At 71.8% G+C, this 25,903-nt stretch carries 25 protein-coding genes and 1 tRNA gene; 18 read left to right on the top strand and 8 right to left on the bottom strand.

Going from position 1 to position 25,903, the window contains the following annotated elements; translation table 11 throughout:
• Window positions 1–25: 25 nt before the first annotated feature.
• Together IE248_RS13935 and IE248_RS13930 are read right to left on the bottom strand one after the other, a co-directional pair.
• On the bottom strand, window positions 26–757 hold the full coding sequence (locus IE248_RS13935; RefSeq protein WP_037792839.1) for a YcnI family copper-binding membrane protein: 732 nt from the start codon (window positions 755–757) through the stop codon (window positions 26–28).
• Window positions 758–867: 110 nt separating this feature from the next.
• Complete coding sequence (locus tag IE248_RS13930) at window positions 868–1,689, bottom strand: hypothetical protein (protein ID WP_008741034.1); 822 nt, start codon at window positions 1,687–1,689, stop codon at window positions 868–870.
• A 218-nt stretch (window positions 1,690–1,907) separates the two neighbouring features.
• Here IE248_RS13930 and IE248_RS13925 point away from each other — a divergent pair, with 218 nt between their 5' ends.
• Window positions 1,908–2,396, top strand: coding sequence for an ATP-binding protein (locus IE248_RS13925; RefSeq protein ID WP_073774045.1), 489 nt, complete (start codon window positions 1,908–1,910; stop codon window positions 2,394–2,396).
• A 127-nt stretch (window positions 2,397–2,523) separates the two neighbouring features.
• Here IE248_RS13925 and IE248_RS13920 read toward each other — a convergent pair whose 3' ends face one another.
• Window positions 2,524–3,990 carry an aminopeptidase P family protein gene (locus tag IE248_RS13920; RefSeq protein ID WP_073797729.1) on the bottom strand — a complete coding sequence of 489 codons (1,467 nt, stop codon included), beginning with the start codon at window positions 3,988–3,990 and terminating at the stop codon, window positions 2,524–2,526.
• A 102-nt stretch (window positions 3,991–4,092) separates the two neighbouring features.
• Window positions 4,093–5,634 carry a PP2C family protein-serine/threonine phosphatase gene (locus tag IE248_RS13915; protein ID WP_078489096.1) on the bottom strand — a complete coding sequence of 514 codons (1,542 nt, stop codon included), beginning with the start codon at window positions 5,632–5,634 and terminating at the stop codon, window positions 4,093–4,095.
• Between the two features lie 605 nt (window positions 5,635–6,239).
• Between IE248_RS13915 and IE248_RS13910 the strand changes: the two genes are divergently transcribed.
• The gene (locus tag IE248_RS13910) at window positions 6,240–6,869 is read left to right on the top strand and encodes a bifunctional DNA primase/polymerase (protein ID WP_073797985.1); all 630 of its coding nucleotides are present in this window, start codon (window positions 6,240–6,242) and stop codon (window positions 6,867–6,869) included.
• 121 nt (window positions 6,870–6,990) lie between these two features.
• Window positions 6,991–7,632 carry a hypothetical protein gene (locus IE248_RS13905; RefSeq protein ID WP_229895307.1) on the top strand — a complete coding sequence of 214 codons (642 nt, stop codon included), beginning with the start codon at window positions 6,991–6,993 and terminating at the stop codon, window positions 7,630–7,632.
• Window positions 7,633–7,813: 181 nt separating this feature from the next.
• Here the strand turns inward: IE248_RS13905 and IE248_RS13900 are convergent, their stop codons facing one another.
• From IE248_RS13900 to IE248_RS13890, 3 genes are all read right to left on the bottom strand, one after another.
• The gene (locus IE248_RS13900; RefSeq protein ID WP_008741027.1) at window positions 7,814–8,788 is read right to left on the bottom strand and encodes a DUF5926 family protein; all 975 of its coding nucleotides are present in this window, start codon (window positions 8,786–8,788) and stop codon (window positions 7,814–7,816) included.
• Between the two features lie 203 nt (window positions 8,789–8,991).
• A complete protein-coding gene (locus tag IE248_RS13895) occupies window positions 8,992–9,594 on the bottom strand; it encodes an ATP-binding protein (protein WP_008741026.1) in 603 nt (200 codons plus the stop codon).
• Between the two features lie 85 nt (window positions 9,595–9,679).
• Window positions 9,680–10,480 carry a glycerophosphodiester phosphodiesterase gene (locus tag IE248_RS13890; RefSeq protein ID WP_073797725.1) on the bottom strand — a complete coding sequence of 267 codons (801 nt, stop codon included), beginning with the start codon at window positions 10,478–10,480 and terminating at the stop codon, window positions 9,680–9,682.
• Between the two features lie 244 nt (window positions 10,481–10,724).
• Here IE248_RS13890 and IE248_RS13885 point away from each other — a divergent pair, with 244 nt between their 5' ends.
• The 6 genes from IE248_RS13885 to IE248_RS13860 all read left to right on the top strand — a co-directional run bounded on the left by IE248_RS13885 (window position 10,725) and on the right by IE248_RS13860 (window position 16,265).
• Window positions 10,725–12,329, top strand: coding sequence for a S1C family serine protease (locus IE248_RS13885; RefSeq protein WP_073797724.1), 1,605 nt, complete (start codon window positions 10,725–10,727; stop codon window positions 12,327–12,329).
• Window positions 12,330–12,408: 79 nt separating this feature from the next.
• The gene (locus IE248_RS13880; protein WP_073797723.1) at window positions 12,409–13,314 is read left to right on the top strand and encodes a LysR family transcriptional regulator; all 906 of its coding nucleotides are present in this window, start codon (window positions 12,409–12,411) and stop codon (window positions 13,312–13,314) included.
• Window positions 13,315–13,411: 97 nt separating this feature from the next.
• Window positions 13,412–13,966 carry a cysteine dioxygenase family protein gene (locus IE248_RS13875; protein WP_008741022.1) on the top strand — a complete coding sequence of 185 codons (555 nt, stop codon included), beginning with the start codon at window positions 13,412–13,414 and terminating at the stop codon, window positions 13,964–13,966.
• Complete coding sequence (locus tag IE248_RS13870; protein ID WP_073797722.1) at window positions 13,966–15,018, top strand: YeiH family protein; 1,053 nt, start codon at window positions 13,966–13,968, stop codon at window positions 15,016–15,018. Before IE248_RS13875 ends, IE248_RS13870 begins: the two co-directional genes overlap by 1 nt.
• Before the next feature lie 172 nt (window positions 15,019–15,190).
• Window positions 15,191–16,141: a trypsin-like serine peptidase gene (locus tag IE248_RS13865; RefSeq protein WP_190030881.1), complete on the top strand. Its 951-nt coding sequence runs from the start codon at window positions 15,191–15,193 to the stop codon at window positions 16,139–16,141.
• 39 nt (window positions 16,142–16,180) lie between these two features.
• Window positions 16,181–16,265 (top strand) — tRNA-Ser (locus IE248_RS13860).
• A 110-nt stretch (window positions 16,266–16,375) separates the two neighbouring features.
• Here the strand turns inward: IE248_RS13860 and IE248_RS13855 are convergent.
• Entirely contained in the window at window positions 16,376–16,744 is a 369-nt protein-coding gene (locus IE248_RS13855) for a hypothetical protein (RefSeq protein WP_079196200.1), read from the bottom strand.
• A 304-nt stretch (window positions 16,745–17,048) separates the two neighbouring features.
• Between IE248_RS13855 and IE248_RS13850 the strand changes: the two genes are divergently transcribed.
• The 9 genes from IE248_RS13850 to IE248_RS13810 all read left to right on the top strand — a co-directional run bounded on the left by IE248_RS13850 (window position 17,049) and on the right by IE248_RS13810 (window position 25,902).
• Entirely contained in the window at window positions 17,049–17,489 is a 441-nt protein-coding gene (locus IE248_RS13850; protein WP_073797719.1) for a DUF6344 domain-containing protein, read from the top strand.
• Between the two features lie 602 nt (window positions 17,490–18,091).
• Complete coding sequence (locus tag IE248_RS13845; RefSeq protein ID WP_073797718.1) at window positions 18,092–18,403, top strand: hypothetical protein; 312 nt, start codon at window positions 18,092–18,094, stop codon at window positions 18,401–18,403.
• A gap of 159 nt (window positions 18,404–18,562) precedes the next feature.
• A complete protein-coding gene (locus tag IE248_RS13840; protein ID WP_190030880.1) occupies window positions 18,563–19,735 on the top strand; it encodes an acyl-CoA dehydrogenase family protein in 1,173 nt (390 codons plus the stop codon).
• A complete protein-coding gene (locus IE248_RS13835; RefSeq protein WP_190030879.1) occupies window positions 19,732–20,673 on the top strand; it encodes a bifunctional MaoC family dehydratase N-terminal/OB-fold nucleic acid binding domain-containing protein in 942 nt (313 codons plus the stop codon). The genes IE248_RS13840 and IE248_RS13835 overlap by 4 nt, the downstream gene beginning before the upstream one ends.
• On the top strand, window positions 20,673–21,809 hold the full coding sequence (locus IE248_RS13830) for an acyl-CoA dehydrogenase family protein (RefSeq protein ID WP_190030878.1): 1,137 nt from the start codon (window positions 20,673–20,675) through the stop codon (window positions 21,807–21,809). The genes IE248_RS13835 and IE248_RS13830 overlap by 1 nt, the downstream gene beginning before the upstream one ends.
• Entirely contained in the window at window positions 21,806–22,204 is a 399-nt protein-coding gene (locus IE248_RS13825) for a MaoC family dehydratase (protein WP_190030877.1), read from the top strand. The genes IE248_RS13830 and IE248_RS13825 overlap by 4 nt, the downstream gene beginning before the upstream one ends.
• On the top strand, window positions 22,201–23,367 hold the full coding sequence (locus tag IE248_RS13820; RefSeq protein ID WP_008741012.1) for a lipid-transfer protein: 1,167 nt from the start codon (window positions 22,201–22,203) through the stop codon (window positions 23,365–23,367). The genes IE248_RS13825 and IE248_RS13820 overlap by 4 nt, the downstream gene beginning before the upstream one ends.
• Window positions 23,368–23,512: 145 nt before the next feature.
• On the top strand, window positions 23,513–24,046 hold the full coding sequence (locus IE248_RS13815; RefSeq protein ID WP_037792771.1) for a SigE family RNA polymerase sigma factor: 534 nt from the start codon (window positions 23,513–23,515) through the stop codon (window positions 24,044–24,046).
• Between the two features lie 206 nt (window positions 24,047–24,252).
• Complete coding sequence (locus IE248_RS13810) at window positions 24,253–25,902, top strand: long-chain fatty acid--CoA ligase (RefSeq protein WP_124289041.1); 1,650 nt, start codon at window positions 24,253–24,255, stop codon at window positions 25,900–25,902.
• Window position 25,903: the final 1 nt, after the last annotated feature.

Here is a 25,903-nt window from a genome sequence, read left to right as displayed (position 1 = left end):
GAGGATGTTCTACGGGTGCGGCAGGTCAGGAGGCGCGGCGGCGCGAGGCGACACCGAAGGCGATTCCGCCGAGTCCGACGACGATGCCGGCGACGCCGAGGGCGCGCGCGGTCGTGTCGGAGCCGCCCTTGGCGGCCTTGGTCTGGCCGTCCTCGTGGTTCTTGTCCGCGTTCTTGCCGCCGTCGGCCGCGTCCGTCTTCTTGCCGCCGGCGTCGTGGTGGTCGGCGTCCTTGGCGGCGGTCAGCTTCAGGACCGGCGCCGGGTTCTGCGGTTCCGCGGCGCCTTCCTTGGTCTCCTCGATCCAGCGGACGATCTCGTCGTTGTCGTACGTCTGGATCGCCTTGAAGACCATCTGGTCGGCGTCCTCGGGCAGCTTGCCGACGGAGACCGGGAACTGCTGGAACTTGCCGGGCTCGATCTTGCCGCCGCTCCAGGTGACCTTGGTGACGGCCTCGTTGATCTGCTTGCCGTGCACGGTGAGCGGCTTGTCGAGCTTGCTCTTCTCGATCTTCACGGTCCAGCCGGGGATGTCCTGAGGCATGACGGACGTGAGCGGCTGGTCGATCGGGAAGTTGACCTCCAGCTGGGTGGTCGAGGCGTTGTCGCGCTCGTTCGGGACCTTGAAGTTGATGGTCGCGTAGCCGCCCTTGGCGGCGTCGCCGGGCTGCACGCTGACGTGCGCGAAGGCGGTGCCGGAGAGGAGGAGGACGGAGCCGGCGGCAAGGGCGGCGGCGAACGAGACGCGAGAGGTCTTCATGACGGGATCACTCCACGGAAGCAGGGATGACGGTGGCTCCGGGCGCGGGCGCGCGCGGAGTTCGCGGCACCGGTGCTCTCGCCGGATGTTCCGGGGAGTGGGGTGCCGCGTCAGGCAGCGAGGGCGAACGCCGCCGCGGGCGGACCGCGCCTGATCACCGTGTGCTGGAGTGCCTCCCGGCCGGTCGGGGCCGCCGGAGCGGCCGCGGTCCGGGAACCCCGGGCGGTACGGGGCGGCGTGCCCGGAAGACCGGACACCAGGGTGCGTACGAAGGCCAGCGCGGCCCGCAGCGGGCGGACCGGGTCGGTGTCGCCGGACAGCCGGGACAGCTCGACGAGCCGGAACAGGGCGGCGTCGCCGCGCCCGAGCAGCCAGCCGGCGGCGAGTGCGGCCAGCAGGTGGCCCATCAGCATGGCCGGACTGAACAGGCCGGTCGTGGGCTCCGTGGCGGCCTGGGCGAGGTGCGCGTGGGCCGTGTGCCCCTGCGCGGCGGCCTGTCCGGCCATGGCGGCCGGGTCGAGGCCGGCGGTCTCCAGGACCCGCCGGGCGTCGGCCGGGCTGAGCGGAACGGAGTTGCCGCCGCAGACCAGCTGGGCGGCGAGCGCCGCCAGCGAGGTGTCGGCGGAGGAGGCGCCGCCCGCCGCCGGAGTGGCCGCGGCGCTGTGCTGGCCGAGGCCGAACAACGCGTGGAGCCCCAGCTGGCCGACGGTCAGCCCGGCGGCGATGCCGGGCAGCGTGTGCCGGCGTCCCGCGAGGGTGGCCGCGACCGCGAAGACGGCCAGGAAGGCGATGCCGAGGACCCACCAGGGCACGGTGGCGCAGGACGCCACGGCATGCCCGGCCGCGGACAGCACGACGCAGACCGCGGTGAACACCGCGGCCCGGATCGTCCGGAGACCGGCTCCGGCGGGCGTCGTGTGGGGGTCAGACATGGCCGGGTCATCATCGCACTGCGCTTAGGTCTCCCATACGGCAGGTCCGAAACGTCCGGTGCGTCCGTCGCCGGGCCGCTCCGGAGGCCGTCCGCGCGGCGGGTGTTGGAGCCGATCGTGGTCATACACCGGGGCCCGGGAGTGTCACATCGGCCGAATGAGGGCTGTGGCGGCCGCCGGGGGCTTACGGCCCACCGCGGGAGGCAATAGGTAACCGTATGAGCATCTGGTGGTCTCTCCACTTGCGGCGCGAAGCCGCGAGCGTCCCGCTCGCCCGGCGGTTGCTGCTGGGGACGATGGAGACCGCGGGGGTGGACCCGGACATCTCCTTCGATCTGTCGGTGGCGTTGAGCGAGGCCTGCGCGAACGCGGTGGAGCACGGCGGCCCGGCCACCGGTGCGTGCCCCGGTCCGGACGACGACCCGGCCCCGGAGGCGTGCGCGGCGTACCGCGTCACGGCGTATCTGGACGGGGACTGTTGCCGCATCGAGGTGACCGACTCGGGTCCGGGATTCCCGCCGGCGACCGTGGCGGGGCACGGGCCGGGGCCGGCGGCGCCCTCGGAGAAGGAGCACGGCCGGGGGCTGGGGCTGATCACCGAACTCGCCGATCACGTCCGGTTCAGCAACCGGCCGGGCCGGGGCGCGGAGGTCAGCTTCGACAAGATCCTCAAGTGGCGCGAGGGAGCGCTGCTCAAGGTGTCGTAACCGCCGCGCGGGAGCACTCCTCGGATGTGCGCCGGGAGCACTCCCGGGCGATGCCGCGGCGCCGCCCGGGAACGCCGATGGGCGGGACTCGCGTACGAGAACCCGCCCACCGGTCGCGCGCCGGAGGTCAGCCCTTGAGCGCCGCCATCCACGCCTCGACCTCGGCCGACGCGCGGGGCAGCCCGGCCGACAGGTTCCGGTTGCCGTCCTCCGTGACGAGGATGTCGTCCTCGATCCGGACGCCGATGCCGCGGTACTCCTCGGGCACGGTCAGGTCGTCGGTCTGGAAGTACAGACCGGGCTCGACGGTGAGGCACATGCCGGGCTCCAGCGTCCCGTCCACGTACGCCTCGGTGCGCGCGGCGGCGCAGTCGTGGACGTCCATGCCGAGCATGTGGCCGGTGCCGTGCAGGGTCCAGCGGCGCTGGAGGCTCAGCTCCAGGACCCGCTCGACCGGACCCTCCAGCAGACCCCACTCGACGAGCTTCTCGGCGAGCACGCGCTGCGCGGCGTCGTGGAAGTCGCGGAACTTCGCGCCGGGCCGGACGGCGGCGATGCCCGCCTCCTGGGCCTCGTACACGGCGTCGTAGACCTTGCGCTGGATGTCGCTGTACGTGCCGTTGATCGGCAGCGTCCGCGTGACGTCGGCGGTGTAGAGGTCGCGGGTCTCCACGCCGGCGTCGAGCAGCAGCAGGTCGCCGGGGCGGACCCGGCCGTCGTTGCGGACCCAGTGCAGGGTGCAGGCGTTAGGGCCGGCGGCGCAGATGGAGCCGTAGCCGACGTCGTTGCCCTCGACGCGGGCGCGCAGGAAGAAGGTGCCCTCGATGTAGCGCTCGGAGGTGGCCTCGGCCTTGTCGAGCACCTTCACGACGTCCTCGAAGCCGCGGACGGTGGAGTCGACGGCCTTCTGCAGCTCGGCGACCTCGAACGCGTCCTTCACGACGCGGGCCTCGGAGAGGTGGACGCGCAGCTCCTCGTCCCGCTCGGCGGTGACCTTGTCCGTCAGGGCCGTCTCGATGACCGCGTCGTGCCCGCGCAGCACGCGCACCGGGCCCCCGGCCTCGGCGAGGGCGTCGGCGAGCTCGCGGACGTCCTTCGCCGGGATGCCGAGCAGCTGCTCGGCCTCGGTGAGGGAGTGGCGGCGGCCGACCCACAGCTCGCCCTGGCCGGACAGCCAGAACTCGCCGTTCTCGCGGTTGGAGCGCGGCAGCAGGTAGATGGTGGCGCGGTGGCCGCCGGTGCCTGCGGGCTCCAGGACCAGGACGCCGTTCTCGGTCTGGTCGCCGGTGAGGTACGCGTACTCGGTCGAGGCGCGGAACGGGTACTCGGTGTCGTTCGAGCGGGTCTTGAGCCGGCCCGCGGGGACCACGATCCGCTCACCGGGGAAGCGCGCGGACAGCGAGGCACGGCGCTCGGCCGTGTGCGCGGCCTGGGCGACGGGCTTCAGGCCGTGCAGCTCGGTGTCGGCCCAGCCTGCGCGCATGCTGTCGGCGAGTTCGTCGCTGACGCCCGGATACAGCCCGTTCTTGCGCTGCTCGTGCTTCTTCTGGGGCTGCTCTTCTTCCGGGGTCTCCGGGGTGAGCTCGTCAGCCACTTCTTCTCCTCAGCTGCGACGGAACGGTTGGGACGCGGTCCTGGTGAGGACCCAGTCCATCGTAGGCGCGAGGGGAAGATAAACCACTTTATGTGTGATTGATCAGTCAAACCGGACGGCGAGCAGCACGATGTCCTCGACGGCGTCCTCCAGCGCCGCCTCGGCGACTCCCTCGGGGAGCACGTTGCGCAGGATGTGGTCGCAGATGGCGGCCGGGTCGTCCCGGGCGCTACGGGGGACCCCCGCGGCCGCCGCGTGCAGCCGGGCGTACGCCCGGTCCATGGGGTCACCGGTGCGCCGCAGCAGCCCGTCGGTGTACAGCAGCACCGTTTCTCCGGGTGCGGGTTCGATCTCCACGCTCGGTGCTTCCCAGCAGGCCAGCATCCCGAGCGGCGCGGAGAGCGAGGTCTCCACGTACTCGGTGCGGCGCTCGCCGATGAGCAGCGGCGGCGCATGCCCGGCCCCGGCCAGGATGATCTTGCGCTGGGCGGGCTCGCAGTACGCGAAGAGGGCGGTCGCCGAGCGCGCCGGCTCGGTCAGGCGCAGCAGCAGCTCCAGATCGGAGAGGACCGCGACGGGATCCTCCCCCTCCATGACGGCGTACGCGCGCAGCGACGCCCGCAGCCGCCCCATCGCGGCGACGGCGCTCGGGCCGGCCCCGGTGACGGAGCCGACGGCGAGGCCCATGGCCCCCTCGGGCAGCGGCAGCGCGTCGTACCAGTCGCCGCCGCCGAACGGGCCGGTGTGGTGGCGGGCGGCGAGCTGGACGCCGGGGATCCGGGGGAGCCGGCTGGGCAGCAGCTCCTCGGCGACGCTGGCCAGGCGGGAGCGCGAACGGTCGATCTCCACCATCCGGGCCAGGTGCTCGGAGCCGTGCCGGACGTACAGCCCGACGAGGTCGCGCTGGCGTTCGCTGGGTTCGGCCTGCTCGTCGTAGAGCCAGACGGCCGCGCCGAGCCGCCCGGTTGCCTCGGCGGTCAGCGGCAGCGCGTAGCTCGCGGCGTAGCCGAGGCGGGCGGCGACCTCGCGGTGACGGGGGTCGACGGGGGCGCCGTACCCTCCGGCGCCGGGGGGCGCGCCGGGTTCGGGGAGCACCTCGGAGCCGCCCCGGGCGTCGGGGAGCCCGTCGAGGATGCGGCCGTACGAGGTGGCGCTGCGCGGCACGGTCTCGATGTGGCCGAGGTCGGCGCGGCCGAGCCCCAGGCCGACGGTGGTGCTGGGGCCGAGTCCGTCGGAGGGCTCCAGGACGATCAGGCCGCGGCGGGCGCCGACGAGTGCGGCGCCGGCGCGCAGGAACTCGTGCAGCGAGGAGTCGAGGTCGCCGGCCCGGGCCAGCCGCTCGGTGAGTTCGTTGAGCGTGGTGAGGTCGGAGACCATGCCCGCCAGCCGGTCCTGGATGAGGGTGCCGGCGGGAGGGGTAGGGGCGGGTGCGGGAGTGGTGCGCGCGGGTGCGGGCGCCGCAGTGTGCGGCGACGCGGTAACTGCTGGATCGATTCCAGCCACTTTCGGCAGATGCGGCGCGCTCATGGCGTCCGCCTTTCCACCTGGTGCGATTCGCCACGTAGCATCGCAAACCCCCAGATCGTGCTGCGCCGCCATCATTGAATCCACATCTACACGCACACGAGGAGCGATGTCCAGCATTGCCCAGGTGGGAATCCTGGTGTCCGTGAGACGGCAACTCACCGTCGAGCCAAGGCTAGAACTTGGCCGGAAAAAGCTGGAAGCGGGCTGTTTTTGCGATCGACTGAGCGGGCGTCGAAGTCGCTCCGGGTACGTAATCGGTGATGCCCAGGGAGAGTTGACGCGGTCCGGCACCCGCCGGGAACCGCCCGGCACGGGCCGTCGTCCTTAGCGGCGGCAGCCGGTCTGGGTATCGGCGCGGGTTGCGCTCCGCCCCGCCGGACGTTTCATGGACCCGTAAGAAACCGGCACGAACCGTGTGAACCTGCTTCAAGGCGGACAGTGACGCGAAACGTGCACGTGTGGTGAAACACCGCATACGTGGTGTGATGTGGCCCTCGGCGTTCAACGGAAAGGAACGAGCGCTCATGCGCGAGATCCTCGGAAGGCGTCTCCAGCGGCTCCGCGATCGTCTGCGGTCCCTGTGCTCGGCCGCCCGGTTCCCGGGCTCCCGCGCGGCGGACGGCCGTACTCCGACGACCCGTACCCCGGCGGCCCATGCCCCGGCGACCCGTACTCCGGCCAAGCGAACCCCGACGACGCGAACCCCGGCGAACCGCCCCCCCGTGACCCGTACCCCGACCCTCCTCGACGCGGCGCTGACCTGCGCCACCGCCTGGCAGTGGCCGGTGCTGCCCGGAGTCGGCCGCTCCGGCGCCGACAGCGCGCGGTGCGCCTGCCCCGACCCCGACTGCGTGGTGCCCGGGGCGCATCCCTTCGATCCGGGGCTGCTCGCCGCCAGCACCGACGCCCGCATGGTGGCCTGGTGGTGGGCCAGGCGGCCCTCGGCCCCGGTGCTGCTGGCCACGGGCGGGTCCGCCCCCTGCGCGGTGAGCCTCCCGGCGGTCGCCGCCGCGCGCGCCGTCGTACGGCTGGACGCGCAGGGCATGCGGCTCGGCCCGATCGTCGCTTCGCCGACCCGGTGGTCGCTGCTGGTGGCTCCGTACTCGCTGGAGCGGCTCGGCGAACTCCTCTACTCCAAGGACCACGTGCCCTCCTCGCTGCGCTTCCACGGCGAGGGCGGCTATCTGCTGCTGCCGCCCTCCGCCGCGTCCGGCGGCGGTCAGGTGCACTGGGAGCGGGAACCGGTGGCCGGTTCCGACGGCTTGTGGCTGCCGGAGGTCGAGGACGTCGTGCACGCGCTGGTCGAGGCGAGCAGCGGGGCGCCCGGCGGCGGCAGCCGGCTCGCGTACTGATCGTTCTCCGCGCGACAACCCATTCGCCAGATCACTCGTACGGGTGTCAGCGGGGCGAGTTTCCAAGGGAATTGGGCGCGGGGATCTCCGGGCCCCATTCCGGCGTCGCTATCTTCGGCGAATGAATCTCCGCTTGGTCGGTATCGGTGCCGGTGTGCTGGTCATCTTGTCGCTTCCCCTCGCGGGAGCGATCGCCGGGCCGGATTTCGCCGGTCAGGATGACGGAAAGGGCGGGGGGTTGCTCACCTCGCTGGGACTGTCCGATCCGGCGGACTCCACGCGTGCGTCGGGTGGGGCGCGCCCGGACCAGCCCGGTCAGCCGGGGCGTTCGGGCCGTTCGGGCGAGTCCGCCGATTCCGCGTGGACGGCCGGCCGGGCCGCCGAAGCGGGATCGCCCGGTCCGTCGGAGCAGCCCCGTACGGCATCCCAGTGCGGCCCCGAACTCTCCTCGCCCCAGGGCGTGGAAGCGCAGACCTGTGTGCTGGTGGGCGAGGGCCGGACCTGGGGCCGCAGCTACTACCGCAACACCAGCGGCCGTCCGCTGGACGCGGTGTTGACGGTGATGGGACCGGCGGGACGCACGGTGCAGATCCGCTGCGGGATCAACGCGGGCGACGAGCCGGGGCTGTGCGAGACGCCGCGCGAGGCAACGACGGGAACGCCGGACGACTACTCGGCTGTTGCGGAGTTTGCAGTTCCGGATGATGAAGGGGCGCTGCTGCTGCGGTCCGGGAGCAACTCACCGGCACCGCGAGATGGTTGAACAGCGTTGGAAATATGAGGGCCCGGTCGCTGGCGACGGGGGATGCACCAGCGACCGGGCTACAAGAACCGTAACAAGAGATCGCCTGTTCGCAAATTCGATCTCTGATATTCAGACACCGATTTGCAGGCGATTAGCGGGAGTTGTGACCCCAGTCACCGGACCCGCGCGTGTGCGGCCGTCAGCTCAGCGTGACCTGGCGGTTGGTCAGGCCACCGCGCGCCCGGCGCTCTTCGGTGGTGAGCGGGGCGTCCGCGGCGAGGGCCGCGACCAGCCGCTCGGCGAACTCCGCGGCGGGCTTCTCGACGTCGTCGGCGGTGACCCCGGTGGGCAGGTCCCAGACGGGGACCATCAGGCCGTGCGCGCGGAAGGAACCGACGAGCTTGGTGCCTTCGCCGAGGGAGGACGTGCCCGCGGCGTGCAGCCGAGCGAGGGCGTCGAGCAGCTTCTCCTCGGCGTGCGGCATGACCCAGCGCAGGTGGTTCTTCTCCGGGGTCTCGCACCAGTAGGCCGCGTCCACGCCGGCCAGCTTGACCGTCGGGATGGCGGCCGCGTTGGCGCGCTCCAGCGAGGCGGCAATCTCCGGAGAGGAGTTCTGGGCACTCTCCGATTCCGGAATCCAGAATTCGAAGCCGCTGTGCACAACCGGCTCGAAAGCGCCGTCCGTGTCCAGGAGATCCTGAAGTCGGGGACCCTCGGCGGGAACGCGGCGGGCCGGAACCGGAGTTCCCGGCTCCGCAACGAGCGCGCGCTCCAGGGTGTCGGCCATGTCCCGGGAGAGGTCCCCGGTGGTCGAGTCGTTCTGCAGGCCGAGCAGGACGGAGCCGTCCTCACGGCGCAGCGCCGGCCAGGCCATGGGAAGTACGGTCACCAGCGTGACGGACGGGACGCCCTCGGGCAGTCCGCCCTTGAGGGTGAGCGGGATGGTCGCCGCCGGGACGAGCTCGCGCAGCGCGACCCAGTCGCACTCGCCGGGCAGACCCTCGAACGGGCGCTGGACGTGCTCGGTGACGGCGTGCGCTGCGGCGGCGCCGTGGCAGGCCTTGTAGCGGCGGCCGGATCCGCAGGGGCAGGGCTCGCGGGCGCCCACCACCGGGATCTCCCCGTTGTTGAGCTGCGGCTTTGCAGTCTTCGCTGCGGGGCGCTTCTTGGCCATCGTGGGTGTCTCCCGGTTGCGGCGGTACGGCGTTGTGTCTGGCGCGAGCCTAGCCGTTCGTACCGCCACAACCGGCGGGGTGCGGCCGGGAGCACGGTCGGCGTGCGCTCCCGGTCGGCCGCGTGTGGAATCGCGAGCGGATTCCGTCTGGGTTCAGTCCGAATTCCGTCCGGATGCCCGAGCGGATCCCGAGCGGAATCCGGTCAGGGACTCAGATCGTCGAAGGCCGTGGCGAAGTCGATCGCCGGGGGCGCAACGCGCGTAGCGAAATCCTCGTGCCGGGCCCCGCACGCGACGATCACCCATACGGTGACCTCGCCCGACGCACCGTCCCGGACACCCCAGTCCTGGGCCAGGGCGCTGATGATGTTCAGCCCCCGGCCGCCCCGCGCGGTGACCGAGGGCGTGGCCGGAACCGGGCGGGTCGGTCCGCCCCCGTCCGTGACCTCGACCGTCAGCCGTCCCGCCCTGTCGACGCGCCAGGCGGCGCGTATCTCCCCGTTCCCGATCTCCCCGGAGCCCAGCGGCCGGCCGTGTCGGCAGGCATTGCTGAGAAGTTCGGAAAGGATCAGTACGGCGTCGTCCACGACTGATTCGGACACCCCGCTCATGCGCAATTGCTCGCGCATGCGGTGCCTCGCCTCGCCCACGCCCGCAGGACCATGGGTCACGTCCATGCACGACGACGTGGGCACTTCTTGTGCCACCACCAACGCCACCCCCGGAACCTCCTTAGCCCCACGCCATGGTCTGGATGCCCCCCTGGCCTGGACCGGAAACCGCCGAAACGGAGAGCTCTGACGCATTCATGACCACTGAACGCGGAGCGGATGCGCCGGGGCACACCCTGTGACGGACGGGCCCTGCGGGGCGGGTGCGCAAACCGGGATGTCAGCGCCCGAGCTGTGACAGAACCTGTCGTGGTCTGTTCGTAATGATCGCTTCGACACCTAGATCAGCGCAGAGCTGAACGTCTTCTGGCTCGTTTACGGTCCACACGTGTACGGAGTGGCCCGCGGCCTGGAGTTTGCGGATGTAGGCGGGGTGGTTGCGCACGATCCGCATGCCCGGTCCGGCGATCTTCACACCGGCCGGCAGCCGCCCGTCCCGCATCCGCGGGGAGATGAACTGCATCAGGTAGACCGTCGGGATCGTCGGCGCGCCCGCCTGCACCCGGTGCAGCGAGCGCGCGGAGAAGCTCATGACCCGGACCGGGTGCGGGCCGTCGGCCGGCGGAGCGTCCAGGCCGAAGCGCTTGAGGAGGAAGAGGAGGCGCTCCTCCACCTGTCCGGCCCAGCGGGTGGGGTGCTTCGTCTCGATCGCGAGGGCCACCGGGCGCCCGGCGTCGGAAACCAGCTGGAGCAGGCGCTCCAGCGTGAGGACGGAGGTCCGCTCGGGGTCCGCGTCCCAGTCGGGGGACTCCTCGCGGTCCTTCCAGGAGCCGAAGTCGAGGGCGGCGAGTTCCGCGAGCTCCAGGGCGGACACGGCGCCGCGGCCGTTGGAGGTGCGGTTCACCCGGCGGTCGTGGACCAGGACCAGGTGGCCGTCCGCGGTGAGCCGGACATCGCATTCGAGCGCGTCGGCGCCGTCCTCGATGGCCTTGCGATAGGCGGCCAGGGTGTGTTCGGGGGCGTCCTCCGAGGCACCGCGGTGGGCGACGACCTGGATGGGGCGGGGCGTTGCGTGGGTCACCGGGTCATGGTGCCACCGAGCGGGTGCCGTACGCCGGGGGGAGCCCTGGGGATGCGTCCGAAATGCCGGGGATAAAGGATGGGGGGTGACGCACAGGTCCGGCTTACAGTGCTCTGACGGGTGATGGGAAAGGCTTGCTCAGGAACTTGTGCGGAATGTCGCACGTTCAGCTTGTCCGACATCGCCCCGATGGTCCCGATAGTGCAGAAGCCGTGTGTGTTGTGTGTGACGAGGAGAGAGCGCTGTGAGCACCGAGAACGAGGGCACCGCGGCCCCTACGCCCCCCGCGGCCCCGTCCGCACCCCCAGTGCCGGTGGCCGCTCCCAACGCCGACGCGGCCCCGGCCGCCGAGACGTCCGCGGCGCCCGCGCCGACCGCCGTACCCGCTGACGCGGCGCCCGCCGAGGGCCCCGCGCCGGCCGCCGCCGAGCCGGTGACCCAGCAGATCCCGCCGACCCCGGCACCGGGGACCGAGCCCACCCAGCAGATCCCGCCGACCCCGGCCTACGGCCAGCAGGGCCCGGCTCCCGCCTACGGCCACCCGGGCCAGCCCGGCCAGCCGGGTCACCCTGGTCAGCCGCCCGCGCCGCAGGCCCCGGCTCCGGCCGCGTACGGCGCCGAGGGCTGGCCTCCGGCCCCGCCCACCGTCCCCGCCTACGGTGGCGGCGGCCACGGCGGCTGGGGCGCTCACCTCGCGGCCGACGGCCAGCCGGCGCCCAAGCCGAAGGGCCGCGGCGGCCTGCTCGCCGCCGTGCTCGTGGCGGCCCTCCTCGCGGGCGGTGTCGGCGGCGGCATCGGCTACTGGGCCGCCGAGCGCAACGACGCGGGCGGCAACGGCATCGGCTCGACCACGATCACCGCCGGCAACACCCCGAAGGACCTCAAGCGGGACTCCGGCTCCATCGCGGGTCTGGCCGCCGGCGCGCTGCCCAGCGTCGTCACCATCGAGGCTTCCGCCGGCGACGGCGAGGGCGGCACCGGCACCGGGTTCGTCTACGACCAGCAGGGCCACATCCTCACCAACAACCATGTGGTGGCCTCCGCCGCGAACGGCGGCAAGCTCTCCGCGACCTTCTCCGACGGCAAGAAGTACGACGCCGAGGTGATCGGCCGTGCCCAGGGCTACGACGTGGCCGTGCTGAAGCTGAAGAACCCGCCGTCCGGCCTCAAGCCGCTGCCTCTGGGTGACTCCGACAAGGTCGCGGTCGGCGACCCGACCATCGCGATCGGCGCGCCGTTCGGCCTCTCCAATACGGTCACGACGGGCATCGTCAGCGCCAAGAACCGCCCGGTGGCCTCCGGTGACGGCTCCGGCAGCAAGAACTCGTACATGAGCGCCCTCCAGACGGACGCCTCGATCAACCCCGGAAACTCCGGCGGCCCGCTGATCGACGGCCGCGGCGCGGTCATCGGCATCAACTCCGCGATCCAGTCCGCCGGCAACGGCGGCTTCGGCGGCGGCCAGGCCGGCTCCATCGGCCTCGGCTTCGCCATCCCGATCAACCAGGCGAAGAACGTCGCCGAATCGCTGATCAAGACGGGCAAGCCGGTCTACCCGGTGATCTCGGTCTCCGTGGACATCCAGTCCAAGGCGGAGGGCGCCAAGATCTCCGACAGCGGTGCCTCCGCCGGCGACCTGGTCGACCCGAACGGTCCGGCCGGCAAGGCGGGCCTGAAGCCCGGCGACCTCATCACCCAGTTCGGTGGCAAGCAGATCGACAGCGGCCCGAGCCTGATCAGCGAGATCTGGACGCACAAGCCGGGCGACGTCGTGAAGCTGACCTACGTGCGCGACGGCAAGCCGAACACGGTCGACATCACGCTCGGCTCGCGGGTCGGCGACAAGTAGAGAACCGTGGCTTGATGGAGAGGGGCCGTGGGCGGGAATCCGCCTACGGCCCCTCCCAACGTCCGCTTATGATTCCCCCGTGTTCGATTCGCGGCACATACGTACGTTTCACGAAGTGGTCGCCTCGGGGTCGTACTCGGCGGCCGCTCGCGTTCTGGGCTACACCCAGCCCGCGATCACCCAGCAGATGAAGGCGCTCGAACGCGCCGTCGGCACTCCGCTGTTCACCCGCGTGGGCCGCAAGATGCAGCTCACCGAGGCCGGGGAGTCCCTGGCCCGGCACGCCGAGTCCATCCTCGGCAGTCTCTCCGCCGCCGAAGCCCAGCTGAAGGCGTACGCCCGGCTGCGCACCGGCCGGGTCCGGCTCTGCGGCTTCCCCAGCGCCAACGTCACCCTCGTCCCGGAGGCGCTCAGCGGCCTCGCCATGAACCACCCCGGCGTACAGGTGGAGCTGCTGGAGGGGGAGCCCCCGGAGTCGCTGCGGCGGCTGGAGCGCGGGGAGTGCGACATCACCCTGGCCTTCACCTACCCGGGGCTGCACGAGGAGATCCCGGACGAGGTCGCCGAGGTCAGACTGCTGGAGGACCAGCTGACGGTGCTGCTGCCGACCGGCCATCCGCTGGCCCGGCGCCGCGCCGTGAACCTCGGCGACCTCGCCGAGGAGCGGTGGATAGCGGGCTGCCCGCGCTGCCGGGCGAATCTGCTGCACGAGTGCGCCGAGCTGGGCTTCGTACCCGACATCCGGTTCGCCACCGATGACAACCTGGTGGTGCAGTCCCTGGTCGCCCAGGGGCTCGGCGTGGCCATGATGCCCGCCCTGGTGCTGCCCTCCCTCTCCCTGAGCCGGGTCTGTGGGCGTCCGCTGCAACCCGCCGCGCGCCGCCACATCGCCGCGTACGTGTACCGGGACCATCTGCGGATCCCGGCGACCGCGGTGGTGCTGGACGAGCTGAAGCGGGTCGCGTCGAACCGGGTCGGCTGCTGACCGGGCGATCCCGCCGGGGCGATCCATAAGCGGTGCTTGGGATTTCGGGTCAGAACTGTCGTTGGACGTGATGGATTGACTGTTCGACGCTGCCCATATGACCACCACCACCCAGGCCCGCACCACCGCGAGGATGGCCGCACTCGTCAGTGAGATCCGCACGGTCGTGGACCGGGGCCTCGCCCCCGATCTGACCGCCTACCTGGTCGGCGAGCGCGTGGCCCCGCACCTGGGCACCCCCGACCTGCTCACTCCCGAGCAGCGGGTGGGGCACGCCGACCGGTACCGCCAGCACGTCCTGCACGCCGAGCCGGACGGCAGCTTCTCGGTGGTGGCGCTGGTGTGGCTGCCCGGTCAGGAGACCGCCATCCACGATCACGTCTCGTGGTGCGTGGCCGGTGTGCACGAGGGCGAGGAGAGCGAGCTCCGCTACCGGCTGGCCCCCGCCACGGGGTCCGTCGGGGCCCGGCTGGTGGCGACCGAAGAGGTGGTCAACGGCCCCGGTGACGTCTGCGGGTTCGCCCCGCCCGGCGACATCCACAAGGTCCGCAACTCCTGTCGTACGACGGCGATCTCCCTGCATGTCTACGGAGCCGACGTCGCCCGCCTCGGCAGCAGTGTCCGCCGCGTCTACACGCTCCCCACCGACTGATGGCGCTGCTGAACCGCCCTACCCACCAGGTGGTGCGGGCGCCTCGTGTTTCACGTGAAACATCCACCTCCTGGCCGGGGTTGGCGCTGGCGACGGCGGGCGCCGTCGTCGCGTGGAGCATCCACTGGCTGGTCCCGGCGGTGCCGATGCTCACGGCCTCGGTGGTCCTGGGCATCGCGGTGGCTCACCTCCCCGGCATACGGACCTTCGTGCGCGGCACCGCCCGCCCCGGGCTCTCCCTGGCCGGACGACGGCTGATGCGGATCGGCATCGTCCTGCTGGGCCTCGGACTGGGCCTGGACCAGGTGCTCCGGCTGGGCTGGGCGACGGTCGCGATGGTCGTCGCAGTCGTGGCGGCCACCTTCTTCGGAACGCTCTGGTTGGGCCGCAAGCTCGGTCTGCCGGGGGACCAGCCACTGTTGATAGCCACGGGCTACTCGATATGCGGGGCCTCGGCGATCGGCGCGGTCAGCGAGGTGTCCGGCAGCGACGAGGAGGACGTGGCCTCCTCGGTGGCACTGGTGACGCTGTGCGGCACCCTGGCCATCGCGGTACTTCCGCTGCTCCAGGGGCCGTTGGGCCTCTCCGACCTGGCCTTCGGGCGCTGGGTGGGCGCGAGCGTCCACGACGTCGGGCAGGTGGTGGCCACCGCCCAGACGGCCGGCCCGGGGGCGCTCGGCGAGGCGGTGCTGGTCAAGCTGATGCGGGTGGCCCTGCTGGCCCCGCTGGTGGCCGCCGTGGCCTTCTCCGTACGGGCCCGCCGGCGCGGGGTGCGCACGGCCTCGGGACGCAGGCCGGCGCCGGTGCCGCTGTTCGTCGCCGGGTTCCTGGTGGCGGCCGGACTGCGCGCCACCGGGGTACTGCCGGAAGCGGCGCTGGAGTGGGCGCACACCGCGCAGGAGGCACTGCTCGCGGCGGCCCTGTTCGGTCTGGGGAGCGCGGTGCACCTGCCGACGCTGGCCCGGACGGGAGGGCGGGCCGCGGTACTGGGGCTCGGGGCCTGGGTGGTGGTGGCCGGGGTCTCGTACGCCGGAGTGGCACTCACCGTATGAGGCCCGGAGGGAAGGGAGTTGGCCAATTCCTGGCCGGAACCGCCCGAACGTTCTGACCGTCCCCTGACATCTCACGTCCTGCGTGCGACCCTGCAGCCGATCCGCACCGACAGCTCTTCACCCCCACCCTGCCCGGCACCGACCGGACCGGGCACGGCAGAAGGAGTCCTGCGTGAATCGTCATCGCACGGCAGCATCGGTCCTCCTGGCGGCGGGCGCCCTGATCGCGGGCGCGCTGACGGCGGCCACCCCTTCGGCGGCCGCCCCCGCGGACTCGGCCTCGTTCCGGCAGCAGCACACCCGGGGCTTCTGGACCGCCGAGCGGATGCGCAACGCCACCCCGCTCGATGTGACGGCGGCCCCGGGAGCCCTCCGTACCGGGGCCACCGCGGTGGACCGGCCCACGGCCATCGCCCCGACGGCAGCCTCCTCCCCCACGGCCTTCCCACAGGCGGGCGGCGCGTGGACGGGCGGCGGCGCGGTGGTGAAGACCTCCGGCCGGGTCTTCTTCACCATGGGAGACCGGACGGCCTCCTGCTCCGGAGACTCCATCACCAGCGCCAACGGCAGCACGGTGATCACGGCCGGGCACTGCGTGAAGTACCAGGGCGCCTGGCACACCAACTGGGTCTTCGTCCCGGCCTACAACAACGGCAACGCGCCCTATGGCCAGTGGTCGGCCACCAAGACCTTCGCGACCGACCAGTGGGCGGCCAGCGAGGACATGAACATGGACGTCGGCCTGGCCGTCGTCGCCCCGCTGAACGGCCAGAAGCTCAGCCAGGTGGTCGGCGCCCAGGGAATCCTCTTCAACGGCGGCTACAACAAGAAGATGTACTCCTTCGGCTTTCCTGCCGCGGCGCCCTACGACGGCACCAAGCTGGTCTACTGCAGCGGGAACACCGGTAAGGACTTCCTGCTGACCAAGGACCACAGCCTGGGCTGCAACATGACCGGCGGCTCCAGCGGCGGCCCCTGGCTCCAGGACTTCAACGAGGCCACCGGCCTGGGCACCCAGGTCTCGGTGAACAGCTTCGGCTACAGCTTCCTGCCCAACCGGATGTACGGGCCGTACTTCGGCAACGAGGCGAAGGCGGCCTACGACAAGGCCCAGAATTCCTGACCCGCCCGCCCCCCACCTGCCGGTACTCTGTACCGGCCAGGTGGGTTGCCCGAGCGGCCTAAGGGAACGGTCTTGAAAACCGTCGTGGCGCGAGTCACCGTGGGTTCAAATCCCACACCCACCGCACCAGGCCGGCGCATGCGCGGGCCGAAGGGGCGCCCCTCGTGAGGGGCGCCCCTTCTTCGTCTCCCGGCGCAGTCGCTAGCGGTGGCAGAAGCGGGGCAGAAGCGGTGGTCAGAAGCCCTTGCACACGGCCGAGGCGAACGCTCCGGAGGCCGTCGCGGTGATCGGGCGGGCGTCGTCGACCGTCACCGAGCAGGTGGCGGTGCCACCGTCCGGGCCGAGTGTGACGACCAGCGCCCCGCCCTTGAGGAAGCCCTTCGTGTGGATCTCCTTGGTCCACGGCAGCCTCGCGTCGTTGTCCTGGTTCACTTCCAGGTTTCCGTCGCGCCAGGTCGAGTAGGTGATGTCCACGTCCTGCGTGTTCCCGGCGGCCGCGTACGTGATCCGCACGGTGCGCGATGACTCCTTCGAGACCTTGTCGACGACGACCCCGATGACGGCCACACAGCCCCCGACCAGCAACAGCGCGAGGACCAGCACGACCCACGGCCAGCGCCTGCGTCGGCGTGGCGCGGGGGGTCTCGGGCCCCAGGGCTGCTGTGGTGGGCCGGAAGGCGGTGGCGGGTCCGGTCGTGACGCGCTCATGGAATCAGCGTCATGCCGATCGCCACGGGGCGCGAGTCCAGGGGCCCGGAGGCGTCGGTAGGCCTTCCGGGTGGTGTTTGTCGGAAGATCGGCGCGCGTGGTGGGAGCGCTGCGGTTGCGAACACATCATGACGAATGTATGCAGATCCGCCCGTCGGAACATCGTCCGTCGGACTATCGAGAAATGAGGCACGCCGCCATGGCTCACCGCAGCACCACGTCGATCTGGACCACTGTCCTCGCCGCCCTCGTGGCCTTCTTCGCCCTCCTCGGCTTCGCCCGTAAGACGGCCCCGGCCGCCGCCTCCGCCGCCGGAGTGCCCGTCGCCGCCGCCGTTCCCGCGACCGCCGCCGTACGCCGTCCGGTGATGATGGCGCGGCGGACGTGGCGGGCGATGATGCGGGGCGGTTCGCTCCCGCCGACCATCAAGCAGCGCATCCGTGCCGAGGCCCATGGCAAGACCCCGTCCGTCCGCCGCTCGACCACCGCTGCCACCGCCCTGTCCGACGGAGCACCTGCCGGAGCGTCTGCCGGTACGCCGACGGGAGCAACGGGCCGGGCGATCACCCGAACGTCGGCTGCGATGCCGGCCGGAGCGTCCGCCGGAGCCGCCCGCGAAGCGCTGGCGCTCGCCGCGTAGCCGTTGCGAGTCCACGTACAAGCCGTAGAAGTCGTACAAGCCGCACAAGCCGCACAAGCCGTAGAGGTCGCACAGGCCGTGCAGGGCACGGCGAGCACGCAGAGCATGTAGCTCAGGCAGTCCACGCAGTCGATGTAAGACGTACGCGAACGCAGGCGCTGGAGACCGGTCGGTGACGGCCGTGGCTCGCGCCGTGCTGTGCCCCGGCGTGGGGCACCGCGTGATCGCCCCGGCGGGCGCCGGGGGCGCGCAGGGGGCGCGAAGCTTGGTAGCGCAGGGCCGCAGGCTCGGGAGACGGTGGGGTTCCCGAACGACGCGGCCCTCATCGGCATGTCCGGGGTGCGCCGTTTTGCCGGAACGTTCATCCCGTGGGGCGCCCGGGTTTCAACCGGTTCCGGGGTGCTGACCTGGGGCGTTGGGGGCGCGAATGAGGTTTATCCGATGTTGCTCATGCTTGCGGGGGATTCGGGGCCTCTCGGGTGGTTCGCCGGGGATCCGTGGGCAACTCTGATCTCGCGAAGACGTCACCGCGTAGATCGATCGGGGCAGTCGGCCAACTGTCCTGGAGCAAAGCCCATTTCGGTTTTCTGGAGGATGAATACATGGCAAGCATCCGTACCGCCCGCGTCGTCGCCGTCATCGCCTCGCTCCCCCTCGCCCTCGCGGTCTTCGGCGGGGTCGCCTCGGCGGACAACGGCGCCCTCGCGAACGACGGATCGAATGCGAGCGTGGCCGGCATCCTCGGCAGCGGCGTGGGTGGCGACAACAACGGCAACTCCGCCACCTCGCAGCAGGTCGCCACGGGCTCAGGTGCGTCCAACCAGAGCAACACGGCGCAGGTCAACGGCTCGGCCTCCACGGCCCTCAACCAGGAGAGCCAGAACATCGCGGTGAACTTCCTCCCGCTGCCGTAGGCGCTCCTGAGTCGCTCCGACCACTGAGGGCGCCCGTGTGACCGGACCGGCTGGGGTCCGGTACCGCGGGCGCCCTCGCGCGTTCCCGACCTTGACACCGACCAGGAATCTGACGGACAGTCAGGTTCACTCGTCGATGTCGTCCGGGAGGCCCGCGCCGTGCACCTCGCCCCGACCGAAGGTCAGTTGAGGCTCCGCGCCGAACTGCGTGAGTACTTCCGCGATCTATTGCCCGACGGAGCCCCCGAGGATCCCGCGGCCCAGCGCGCGCTGCTGCGCCGCATCGGCGCCGACGGACTGCTCGGCCTGGGCTGGCCCGTCGAGTACGGCGGCCAGGGCCGGGGCGCCGACGAGCAGTTCGTGTTCTTCGACGAGGCCTACCGGGCCGGGGCACCCGTCTCCATGGTCACCCTCAACACCGTCGGCCCGACCCTGATGAAGTACGGGACGCGGGAGCAGAAGGACTACTTCCTGCCCCGCATCCTCGCGGGGGAGCTCGTCTTCGCCATCGGGTACTCCGAGCCCGAGGCCGGCACCGACCTCGCCTCACTGCGCACCCGGGCCGTCCGCGACGACGGCGCTGGCCGGGGCACCGCCGGGGACTGGGTGATCGACGGACAGAAGATCTTCACTTCCAACGCCCAGAACGCGGACTGGATCTGGCTCGCCTGCCGCACCGATCCGCGGGCACCCAAGCACAAGGGCATCTCCATCATCCTGGTGCCCACGGGCGCCCCCGGCTTCGCCTGGACCCCGATCGAGACCGTCGGAGGGCTGACCACCACGGCGACGTACTACGACTGCGTCCGCGTACCGGCCGGCAACCTCGTCGGGCCCGAGCACGGCGGCTGGGGACTGATCACCAACCAGCTCAACCACGAGCGCGTGGCCCTCGCCGCCATCGGCATGCAGGCCGAGGACTTCTACGAGGACGCGCTCCGCCACGCCCGCACCCCCGACCCGGTGACCGGCGAGCGCCCGGCCGACCGGCCCTGGGTACGGTCCCGGCTCGCCGAGGCGCACGCCCGCCTGGCCGCCGTACGCCTGCTCAACTGGCGCCTCGTCCAGGACGTGGGCGGCGGCGCCCTCGCCCCCGGAGACGCCAGCGGCGTCAAGTTCCTCGGCACCGAATCCACCGTCGAGGTGTACCGGATGTGCCAGGAGGTGGTGGGCGAGGAAGCCCTCGTCCGGGGGCCCGGGGCCTTCGCGGGCGGGGAACTGGAGCGGATGAACCGGGCCGCCCAGATCAACACCTTCGGCGGCGGGGTCAGCGAGGTCCAACGGGAGATCGTCGCCATGATGCGGCTCGGCATGAAGGGGAGGAAGCGATGACGGCCACGGCCGACGAAGAGGCGGCCCGGTTCCACGAGCTGCTCAAGGCCTTCGAGGGGCGGCCCGCGGCCATCGCCGGACGGGCCAAGGACCCGGTCAACGAGCCGATGATCCGCCACTGGTGCGAGGCGATGGGCGACACCAGCCCCGCCTACACCGGTCCGGACGCCATCGCACCGCCCACGATGCTCCAGGCCTGGACCATGGGCGGGCTCTCCGGCCACAGCGACCGCTCCTGCGCCTACGACCAGCTCCTCGCGCTGCTCGACGGGGCGGGCTGCACCTCCGTGGTCGCCACCGACTGCGAGCAGGAGTACCTGAGGCCGCTGCGCCCCGGCGACGCGGTCACCTTCGACGCCGTCATCGAGTCGGTGTCTGCGCGCAAGACGACCAAGCTGGGCACCGGCCACTTCGTGACCACCCGCATGGACGTCCGCGCGAACGGCGAGCCCGCCGGGACGCACCGCTTCCGGATCCTCAAGTACCGGCCGGCGGCCACGACAGCGCAACCCGCGCGGCCACTGCCGCCGAAGCAGCCCGCCCGGCGCCCCCGCCCCGTGATCAACCGCGACAACCACGGGTTCTGGGAGGGCGTCCGCGCGCACCGGCTGCTGATCCAGCGCTGTTCCTCCTGCGCGACGCTCCGCTTCCCGTGGCTCCCCGGCTGCAACGCCTGCGCGAGCCCGGAGTGGGGCACCGTCGAGGCGTCCGGAGCCGGCACGGTCTTCTCGTACGTCGTCATGCACCACCCGCCGTTCCCGGCCTTCGACCCGCCGTACGCGGTCGCGCTCGTCGAACTCGCCGAGGGCGTCCGGATGATCGGCAACATCACCGGTGTCCCGTACGACAAGGTGCGCATCGGCATGCCCGTGCGGCTGGAGTTCCTGCGCGTGGACGAGGACCTGGAACTGCCCGTCTTCCGGGGGAGCGAGGGCTGATGGACTTCCGTCCCACCGAGGAGCAGGCCGCCGCGGCCGGACTCGCCGCCCGGATCTTCGGCGACCTCGCCACCCACGACCGCCTCGCCGCCGCGGGCACCGGCAGCGACGCCGAGCTGTGGAAGGCCCTCACCACCGCCGGCCTGACCGCCGCCGTCGAGGACGTCGGCCTGCTCGGCCTGGTGCTGCTGCTGGAGGAGCAGGGTCGCACCACCGCGCAGGTCCCGTACGCCGCCACCTGCGTGTACGGCATCCTGCCGGTCGCCGGACACGGCAGCCCCGAGCAGCGGGCCCGGCTGCTGCCCGTGCTCGGGACGGGTGAGGCGGTGGCCACCGGCGCCTTCCCCGCCCGCGGCCGGATCACCGCCTCGCCGGACGGGCGGCTCACCGGAACCGCGCCCGTCGTGCCCTGGCTCCGCGAGGCCACCCACGTCCTGGTCCCCGACGCGGACCGGGCCCTGTGGTTCGTACGGACGGACGCGCCCGGCGTGCGCACCGAGCCGGTCGAGACCACCGCCCCCTGGTCGGCGGGCCGGCTGAGCCTGACCGGGGCGCCGGCCGAGCGGCTCGGCGCCGGGGACGCCCACGACCAGGTCCTCGCCGCCGCCCGGACCGCCTTCGCCGGGCTCCAGGCGGGGGTCTGCGCGGGCTCGCTGGCCCGCGCCGTGGAGTACACCTCCACCCGCGAGCAGTTCGGCCGCCCGCTGTCCACGAACCAGGCAGTCATGCTGCGCGCGGCCGACGCCCACATGGACACCGAGGCGATCCGGGTCACCGCCTACGAGGCGGCCTGGCGCATCGACGAGGGGCTGCCGGCGCGCGAGCACGCGCTGACGGCGGCCTGGTGGGCCTCCGAGGCGGGCAAGCGGGTCGTGCACACGGGCCAGCACCTGCACGGCGGGATGGGCGCCGACCTGGACCACCCCGTCCACCGCCACTTCCTGTGGGGACGCCAGCTGGACGCGTACCTGGGCTGCGGCAGCGAGCTGCTGGCCGAGCTGGGCGCCCTCATATCCGCCGAAGAGCCGGACACACCCGACACACCGGAGGCGCCAGATCCGGCTGATCCGGCTGATTCGGCTGACGCACCGGACGCGCCGCACGTGTCCGGCACACCCGAGGGGGATGACGCATGAACGTCGGCGACACACTGGCGCCGCTGGAGATCCCCGTGACCCGCACCCTGATCGTCGCGGGCGCGATCGCCTCCCGCGACTACCAGGACGTGCACCACGACGCCGAGCTCGCGAGGGCGAAGGGCTCCCCGGACATCTTCATGAACATCCTGACCACCAACGGCCTGGTCGGCCGCTACATCACCGACCGCCTCGGGCCGTACGCCGTCCTGCGCAAGGTGGCCATCCGCCTCGGCGCCCCCAACTACCCCGGCGACACGATGACCCTGTCCGGCACCGTCACCGCCCTGAACGGGAACACCGCCGAGATCCGGGTGACCGGCGCCAACGGGATCGGCCACCACGTCACCGGAACCGTCACCGTCACCCTCGGCGCCGAGGAGGTCCCGGCATGAGCGTGCGCAACCGCGACGGACTCGGCGGCCGCGCCGCCATCGCCGGCATCGGCGCGACCGAGTTCTCCAAGGACTCCGGCCGCAGCGAGCTGGGGCTCGCCGTCGAGGCCGTCCACGCCGCGCTCGACGACGCCGGGCTCAGCCCCGGCGACGTCGACGGCATGGTCACCTTCACGATGGACACCAGCCCCGAGATCACCGTGGCCCAGGCGGCAGGCATCGGTGACCTCTCCTTCTTCTCCCGCATCCACTACGGCGGCGGCGCGGCCTGCGCCACCGTCCAGCAGGCCGCCCTGGCCGTCGCGACCGGGGTCGCCGAGGTCGTGGTCTGCTACCGCGCCTTCAACGAGCGGTCCGGGCGCCGCTTCGGCTCCGGCGTGCAGCAGCGCGAACCCTCCGCCGAGGGAGCTGCCCTCGGCTGGGCGCTGCCCTGGGGGCTGCTCACCCCCGCCTCCTGGGTGGCCATGACCGCCCAGCGCTACCTGTACACCTACAACCTGACGCCCGACGCCTTCGGCCACGTCGCGGTCACCGACCGCCGCCACGCCGCGAACAACCCCGCCGCCCACTTCCACGGCAAGCCCATCACCCTCGCCGACCACGCCGCCTCGCGGTGGATCGTCGAACCGCTGCGGCTGCTGGACTGCTGCCAGGAGACGGACGGCGGCCAGGCCCTCGTCGTCACCAGCACCGAACGGGCCAGGGACCTGAGGCACGCACCCGCCGTGATCACGGCGGCCGCGCAGGGCGCCGGCCGCCGCCAGGAGGCCATGACCTCCTTCTACCGCGACGACCTGACCGGACTCCCGGAGATGGACGTGGTCGCCCGCCAGCTGTGGCGGACCAGCGGGCTGCGCCCGTCGGACATCGACGTCGGCATCCTCTACGACCACTTCACCCCGTTCGTGCTGATGCAGCTGGAGGAGTTCGGCTTCTGCGGGCCCGGAGAGGCCGCCGATTTCATGGCCGCCGACGCGCTGCCCGTCAACACCCACGGCGGCCAGCTCGGGGAGGCGTACCTGCACGGTATGAACGGCATCGCCGAGGCCGTCCGCCAGCTCCGCGGCAGCTCCGTCAACCAGGTCGCCGGCGCGGCGCACACCTTGGTCACGGCCGGTACCGGGGTGCCGACCTCCGGTCTGATCCTCGGCGCGGACGGCTGAGGAGGTCCCGCGGACTGGTACCGCGGGACCCCGTCCCCTCCACCTTCAGGAGGTGGGACGGGCTCCGCCCCTACAACCTGAGACGGATCCCCCTTCGGCACCTGCGGCCGATCCCAGAACAGGAGCGCGCTCATAGCGTGGACACATGACCACGCCTGTGTGCACGCTCGCCTCGAATCCGACGCCGTACCCGTCGTTCTCGGCGTACGTAAGGACCCGGGGCACCGTCCTGATGCGCACCGCCCGCTCCCTCACCGCCAACCCGTGCGATGCCGAGGACCTGCTCCAGACGGCCCTCGCGAAGACCTACGTCGCCTGGGACCGGATCGAGGACCATCGCGCCCTGGACGGCTATGTCCGGCGGGCCCTGGTCAACACCCGCACCTCCCAGTGGCGCAAGCGCAAGGTCGACGAGTTCGCCTGCGAGGAGCTCCCCGAGACCGAAGCGGCCCCGGCAGCCGATCCCGCCGAGGCGCAGGCGCTGCGCGATGCCATGTGGCGCGCGGTGACCCGGCTGCCCGACCGGCAGCGGGCGATGGTCGTCCTGCGCTACTACGAGGACCTGACCGAGGTGCAGACCGCCGAGCTCCTCGGGGTCTCGGTCGGCACCGTCAAGAGCGCCGTCTCCCGCGCCCTGGTCAAGCTCCGCGAGGATCCGGAACTCACCCCGGTCCGCTGACCGGGCGATGTTTCACGTGAAACGGGCGCGCCGTGTTTCACGTGAAACAGAGCGGGTGTTTCACGTGAAACCTCCCGCCGACGGGCTTACGCGGCGAATACTCGACGTGTTTGTACATTCGGGTAGTGACATGCCGACCGGTACGTGCGCAGAATCGGCAGCATCCGTAGCCGTCGCAGCGCCGCAGCGCCTTCCGGGAGGACGCTTTGCTGAGCACCATGCAGGACGTACCGCTCCTCGTCACCCGCATACTCCGACACGGGATGACGATCCACGGGAAGTCCCAGGTCACGACCTGGACCGGGGAGGCTGAGCCGCAACGCCGCAGCTTTGCCGAGATCGGTACCCGCGCCACCCGCCTCGCCAACGCTCTGCGTGATGAGTTCGGCGTCCAGCAGGACGAACGAGTCGCCACCTTGATGTGGAACAACGCTGAGCACGTCGAGGCGTACTTCGCGATCCCCTCCATGGGCGCGGTGCTGCACACCCTCAACCTCCGGCTGCCCCCGGAGCAATTGGTCTTCATCGTCAACCACGCCGCGGACCGGGTCGTGCTGGTCAACGGCTCCCTGCTGCCGCTGCTCGCGCCGCTGCTGCCGCACCTGCCGACCATCGACCACGTCGTGGTCTCCGGCGTCGGCGACCGCTCCGTGCTCGAAGGCCTCGACGTGCGCGTGCACGAGTACGAGGAGCTGATCGCGGGCCGCCCCGACACCTACCCCTGGCCCGAGCTGGACGAGCGCCAGGCAGCCGCCATGTGCTACACCTCCGGCACCACCGGGGAGCCCAAGGGCGTCGTCTACTCGCACCGATCGATCTACCTGCACTCCATGCAGGTCAACATGACCCAGTCGATGGGGCTGACCGACAAGGACACCGCCCTCGTCGTCGTCCCGCAGTTCCACGTGAACGCCTGGGGCCTGCCGCACGCCACGTTCATGACCGGCATCAACCTGCTGATGCCGGACCGCTTCCTTCAGCCGGCCCCCCTCGCCGAGATGATCGAGCGGGAGAAGCCCTCGTACGCCGCGGCCGTCCCCACGATCTGGCAGGGACTGCTCGCCGAGGTCACCGCCAACCCGCGCGACCTGAGCTCGATGAAGCAGGTCACCATCGGCGGCGCGGCCTGTCCGCCCTCGCTGATGGAGGCATACGACAAGCTCGGCGTCCGGCTCTGCCACGCCTGGGGCATGACCGAGACCTCCCCGCTGGGCACCATGGCGCACCCGCCGGGCGGCCTGAGCGCCGAGGAGGAGTGGCCGTACCGGATCACCCAGGGCCGCTTCCCGGCGGGCGTCGAGGCGCGCCTGGTCGGCCCCGGCGGTGACCTCCTTCCCTGGGACGGGGAGTCGGCGGGCGAGCTGGAGGTGCGCGGCGCCTGGATCGCGGGCGCCTACTACGGCGGGGCGGCCGGCGAGCCCTTCCGCCCGGAGGACAAGTTCAGCGCCGACGGCTGGCTGAAGACCGGCGACGTCGGCGTGATCAGCGCGGACGGCTTCCTCACCCTGACCGACCGGGCCAAGGACGTCATCAAGTCCGGCGGCGAATGGATCAGCAGCCAGGAGCTGGAGAACGCCCTGATGGCGCACCCCGAGGTCGCGGAGGCGGCGGTCGTCGCCGTGCCCGACGACAAGTGGGGCGAGCGGCCGCTGGCCACCGTCGTCCTCAAGGAGGGCGCGACCGTGGACTACGCGGGGCTGCGCGCGTTCCTCGGCCAGTCGATCGCCAAGTGGCAGCTGCCCGAGCGCTGGACCCTCATCGAGGCGGTTCCCAAGACCAGCGTCGGCAAGTTCGACAAGAAGGTGATCCGCAAGCAGTACGCGGACGGCGAGCTGGCCGTCACCACGCTGGAATAGC

Origin of the sequence: Streptomyces goshikiensis (assembly GCF_014650555.1) — a bacterium.
GTDB lineage: Bacteria > Actinomycetota > Actinomycetes > Streptomycetales > Streptomycetaceae > Streptomyces > Streptomyces goshikiensis.
Note: the sequence above shows the minus strand (reverse complement) of the source record. Positions and strands in the feature narration are given on the sequence as shown.

Bases quoted from the DNA above. Each gene is read 5' to 3' on its own strand.
- IE248_RS13935 (WP_037792839.1), bottom strand. From the start codon at position 757: ATGAAGACCTCTCGCGTCTCGTTCGCCGCCGCCCTTGCCGCCGGCTCC.
- IE248_RS13930 (WP_008741034.1), bottom strand. From the start codon at position 1,689: ATGTCTGACCCCCACACGACGCCCGCCGGAGCCGGTCTCCGGACGATC.
- IE248_RS13925 (WP_073774045.1), top strand. From the start codon at position 1,908: ATGAGCATCTGGTGGTCTCTCCACTTGCGGCGCGAAGCCGCGAGCGTC.
- IE248_RS13915 (WP_078489096.1), bottom strand. From the start codon at position 5,634: ATGCTGGACATCGCTCCTCGTGTGCGTGTAGATGTGGATTCAATGATG.
- IE248_RS13905 (WP_229895307.1), top strand. From the start codon at position 6,991: ATGAATCTCCGCTTGGTCGGTATCGGTGCCGGTGTGCTGGTCATCTTG.
- IE248_RS13900 (WP_008741027.1), bottom strand. From the start codon at position 8,788: ATGGCCAAGAAGCGCCCCGCAGCGAAGACTGCAAAGCCGCAGCTCAAC.
- IE248_RS13895 (WP_008741026.1), bottom strand. From the start codon at position 9,594: ATGCGTCAGAGCTCTCCGTTTCGGCGGTTTCCGGTCCAGGCCAGGGGG.
- IE248_RS13875 (WP_008741022.1), top strand. From the start codon at position 13,412: ATGACCACCACCACCCAGGCCCGCACCACCGCGAGGATGGCCGCACTC.
- IE248_RS13870 (WP_073797722.1), top strand. From the start codon at position 13,966: ATGGCGCTGCTGAACCGCCCTACCCACCAGGTGGTGCGGGCGCCTCGT.
- IE248_RS13850 (WP_073797719.1), top strand. From the start codon at position 17,049: ATGGCTCACCGCAGCACCACGTCGATCTGGACCACTGTCCTCGCCGCC.
- IE248_RS13845 (WP_073797718.1), top strand. From the start codon at position 18,092: ATGGCAAGCATCCGTACCGCCCGCGTCGTCGCCGTCATCGCCTCGCTC.
- IE248_RS13835 (WP_190030879.1), top strand. From the start codon at position 19,732: ATGACGGCCACGGCCGACGAAGAGGCGGCCCGGTTCCACGAGCTGCTC.
- IE248_RS13830 (WP_190030878.1), top strand. From the start codon at position 20,673: ATGGACTTCCGTCCCACCGAGGAGCAGGCCGCCGCGGCCGGACTCGCC.
- IE248_RS13825 (WP_190030877.1), top strand. From the start codon at position 21,806: ATGAACGTCGGCGACACACTGGCGCCGCTGGAGATCCCCGTGACCCGC.
- IE248_RS13820 (WP_008741012.1), top strand. From the start codon at position 22,201: ATGAGCGTGCGCAACCGCGACGGACTCGGCGGCCGCGCCGCCATCGCC.
- IE248_RS13815 (WP_037792771.1), top strand. From the start codon at position 23,513: ATGACCACGCCTGTGTGCACGCTCGCCTCGAATCCGACGCCGTACCCG.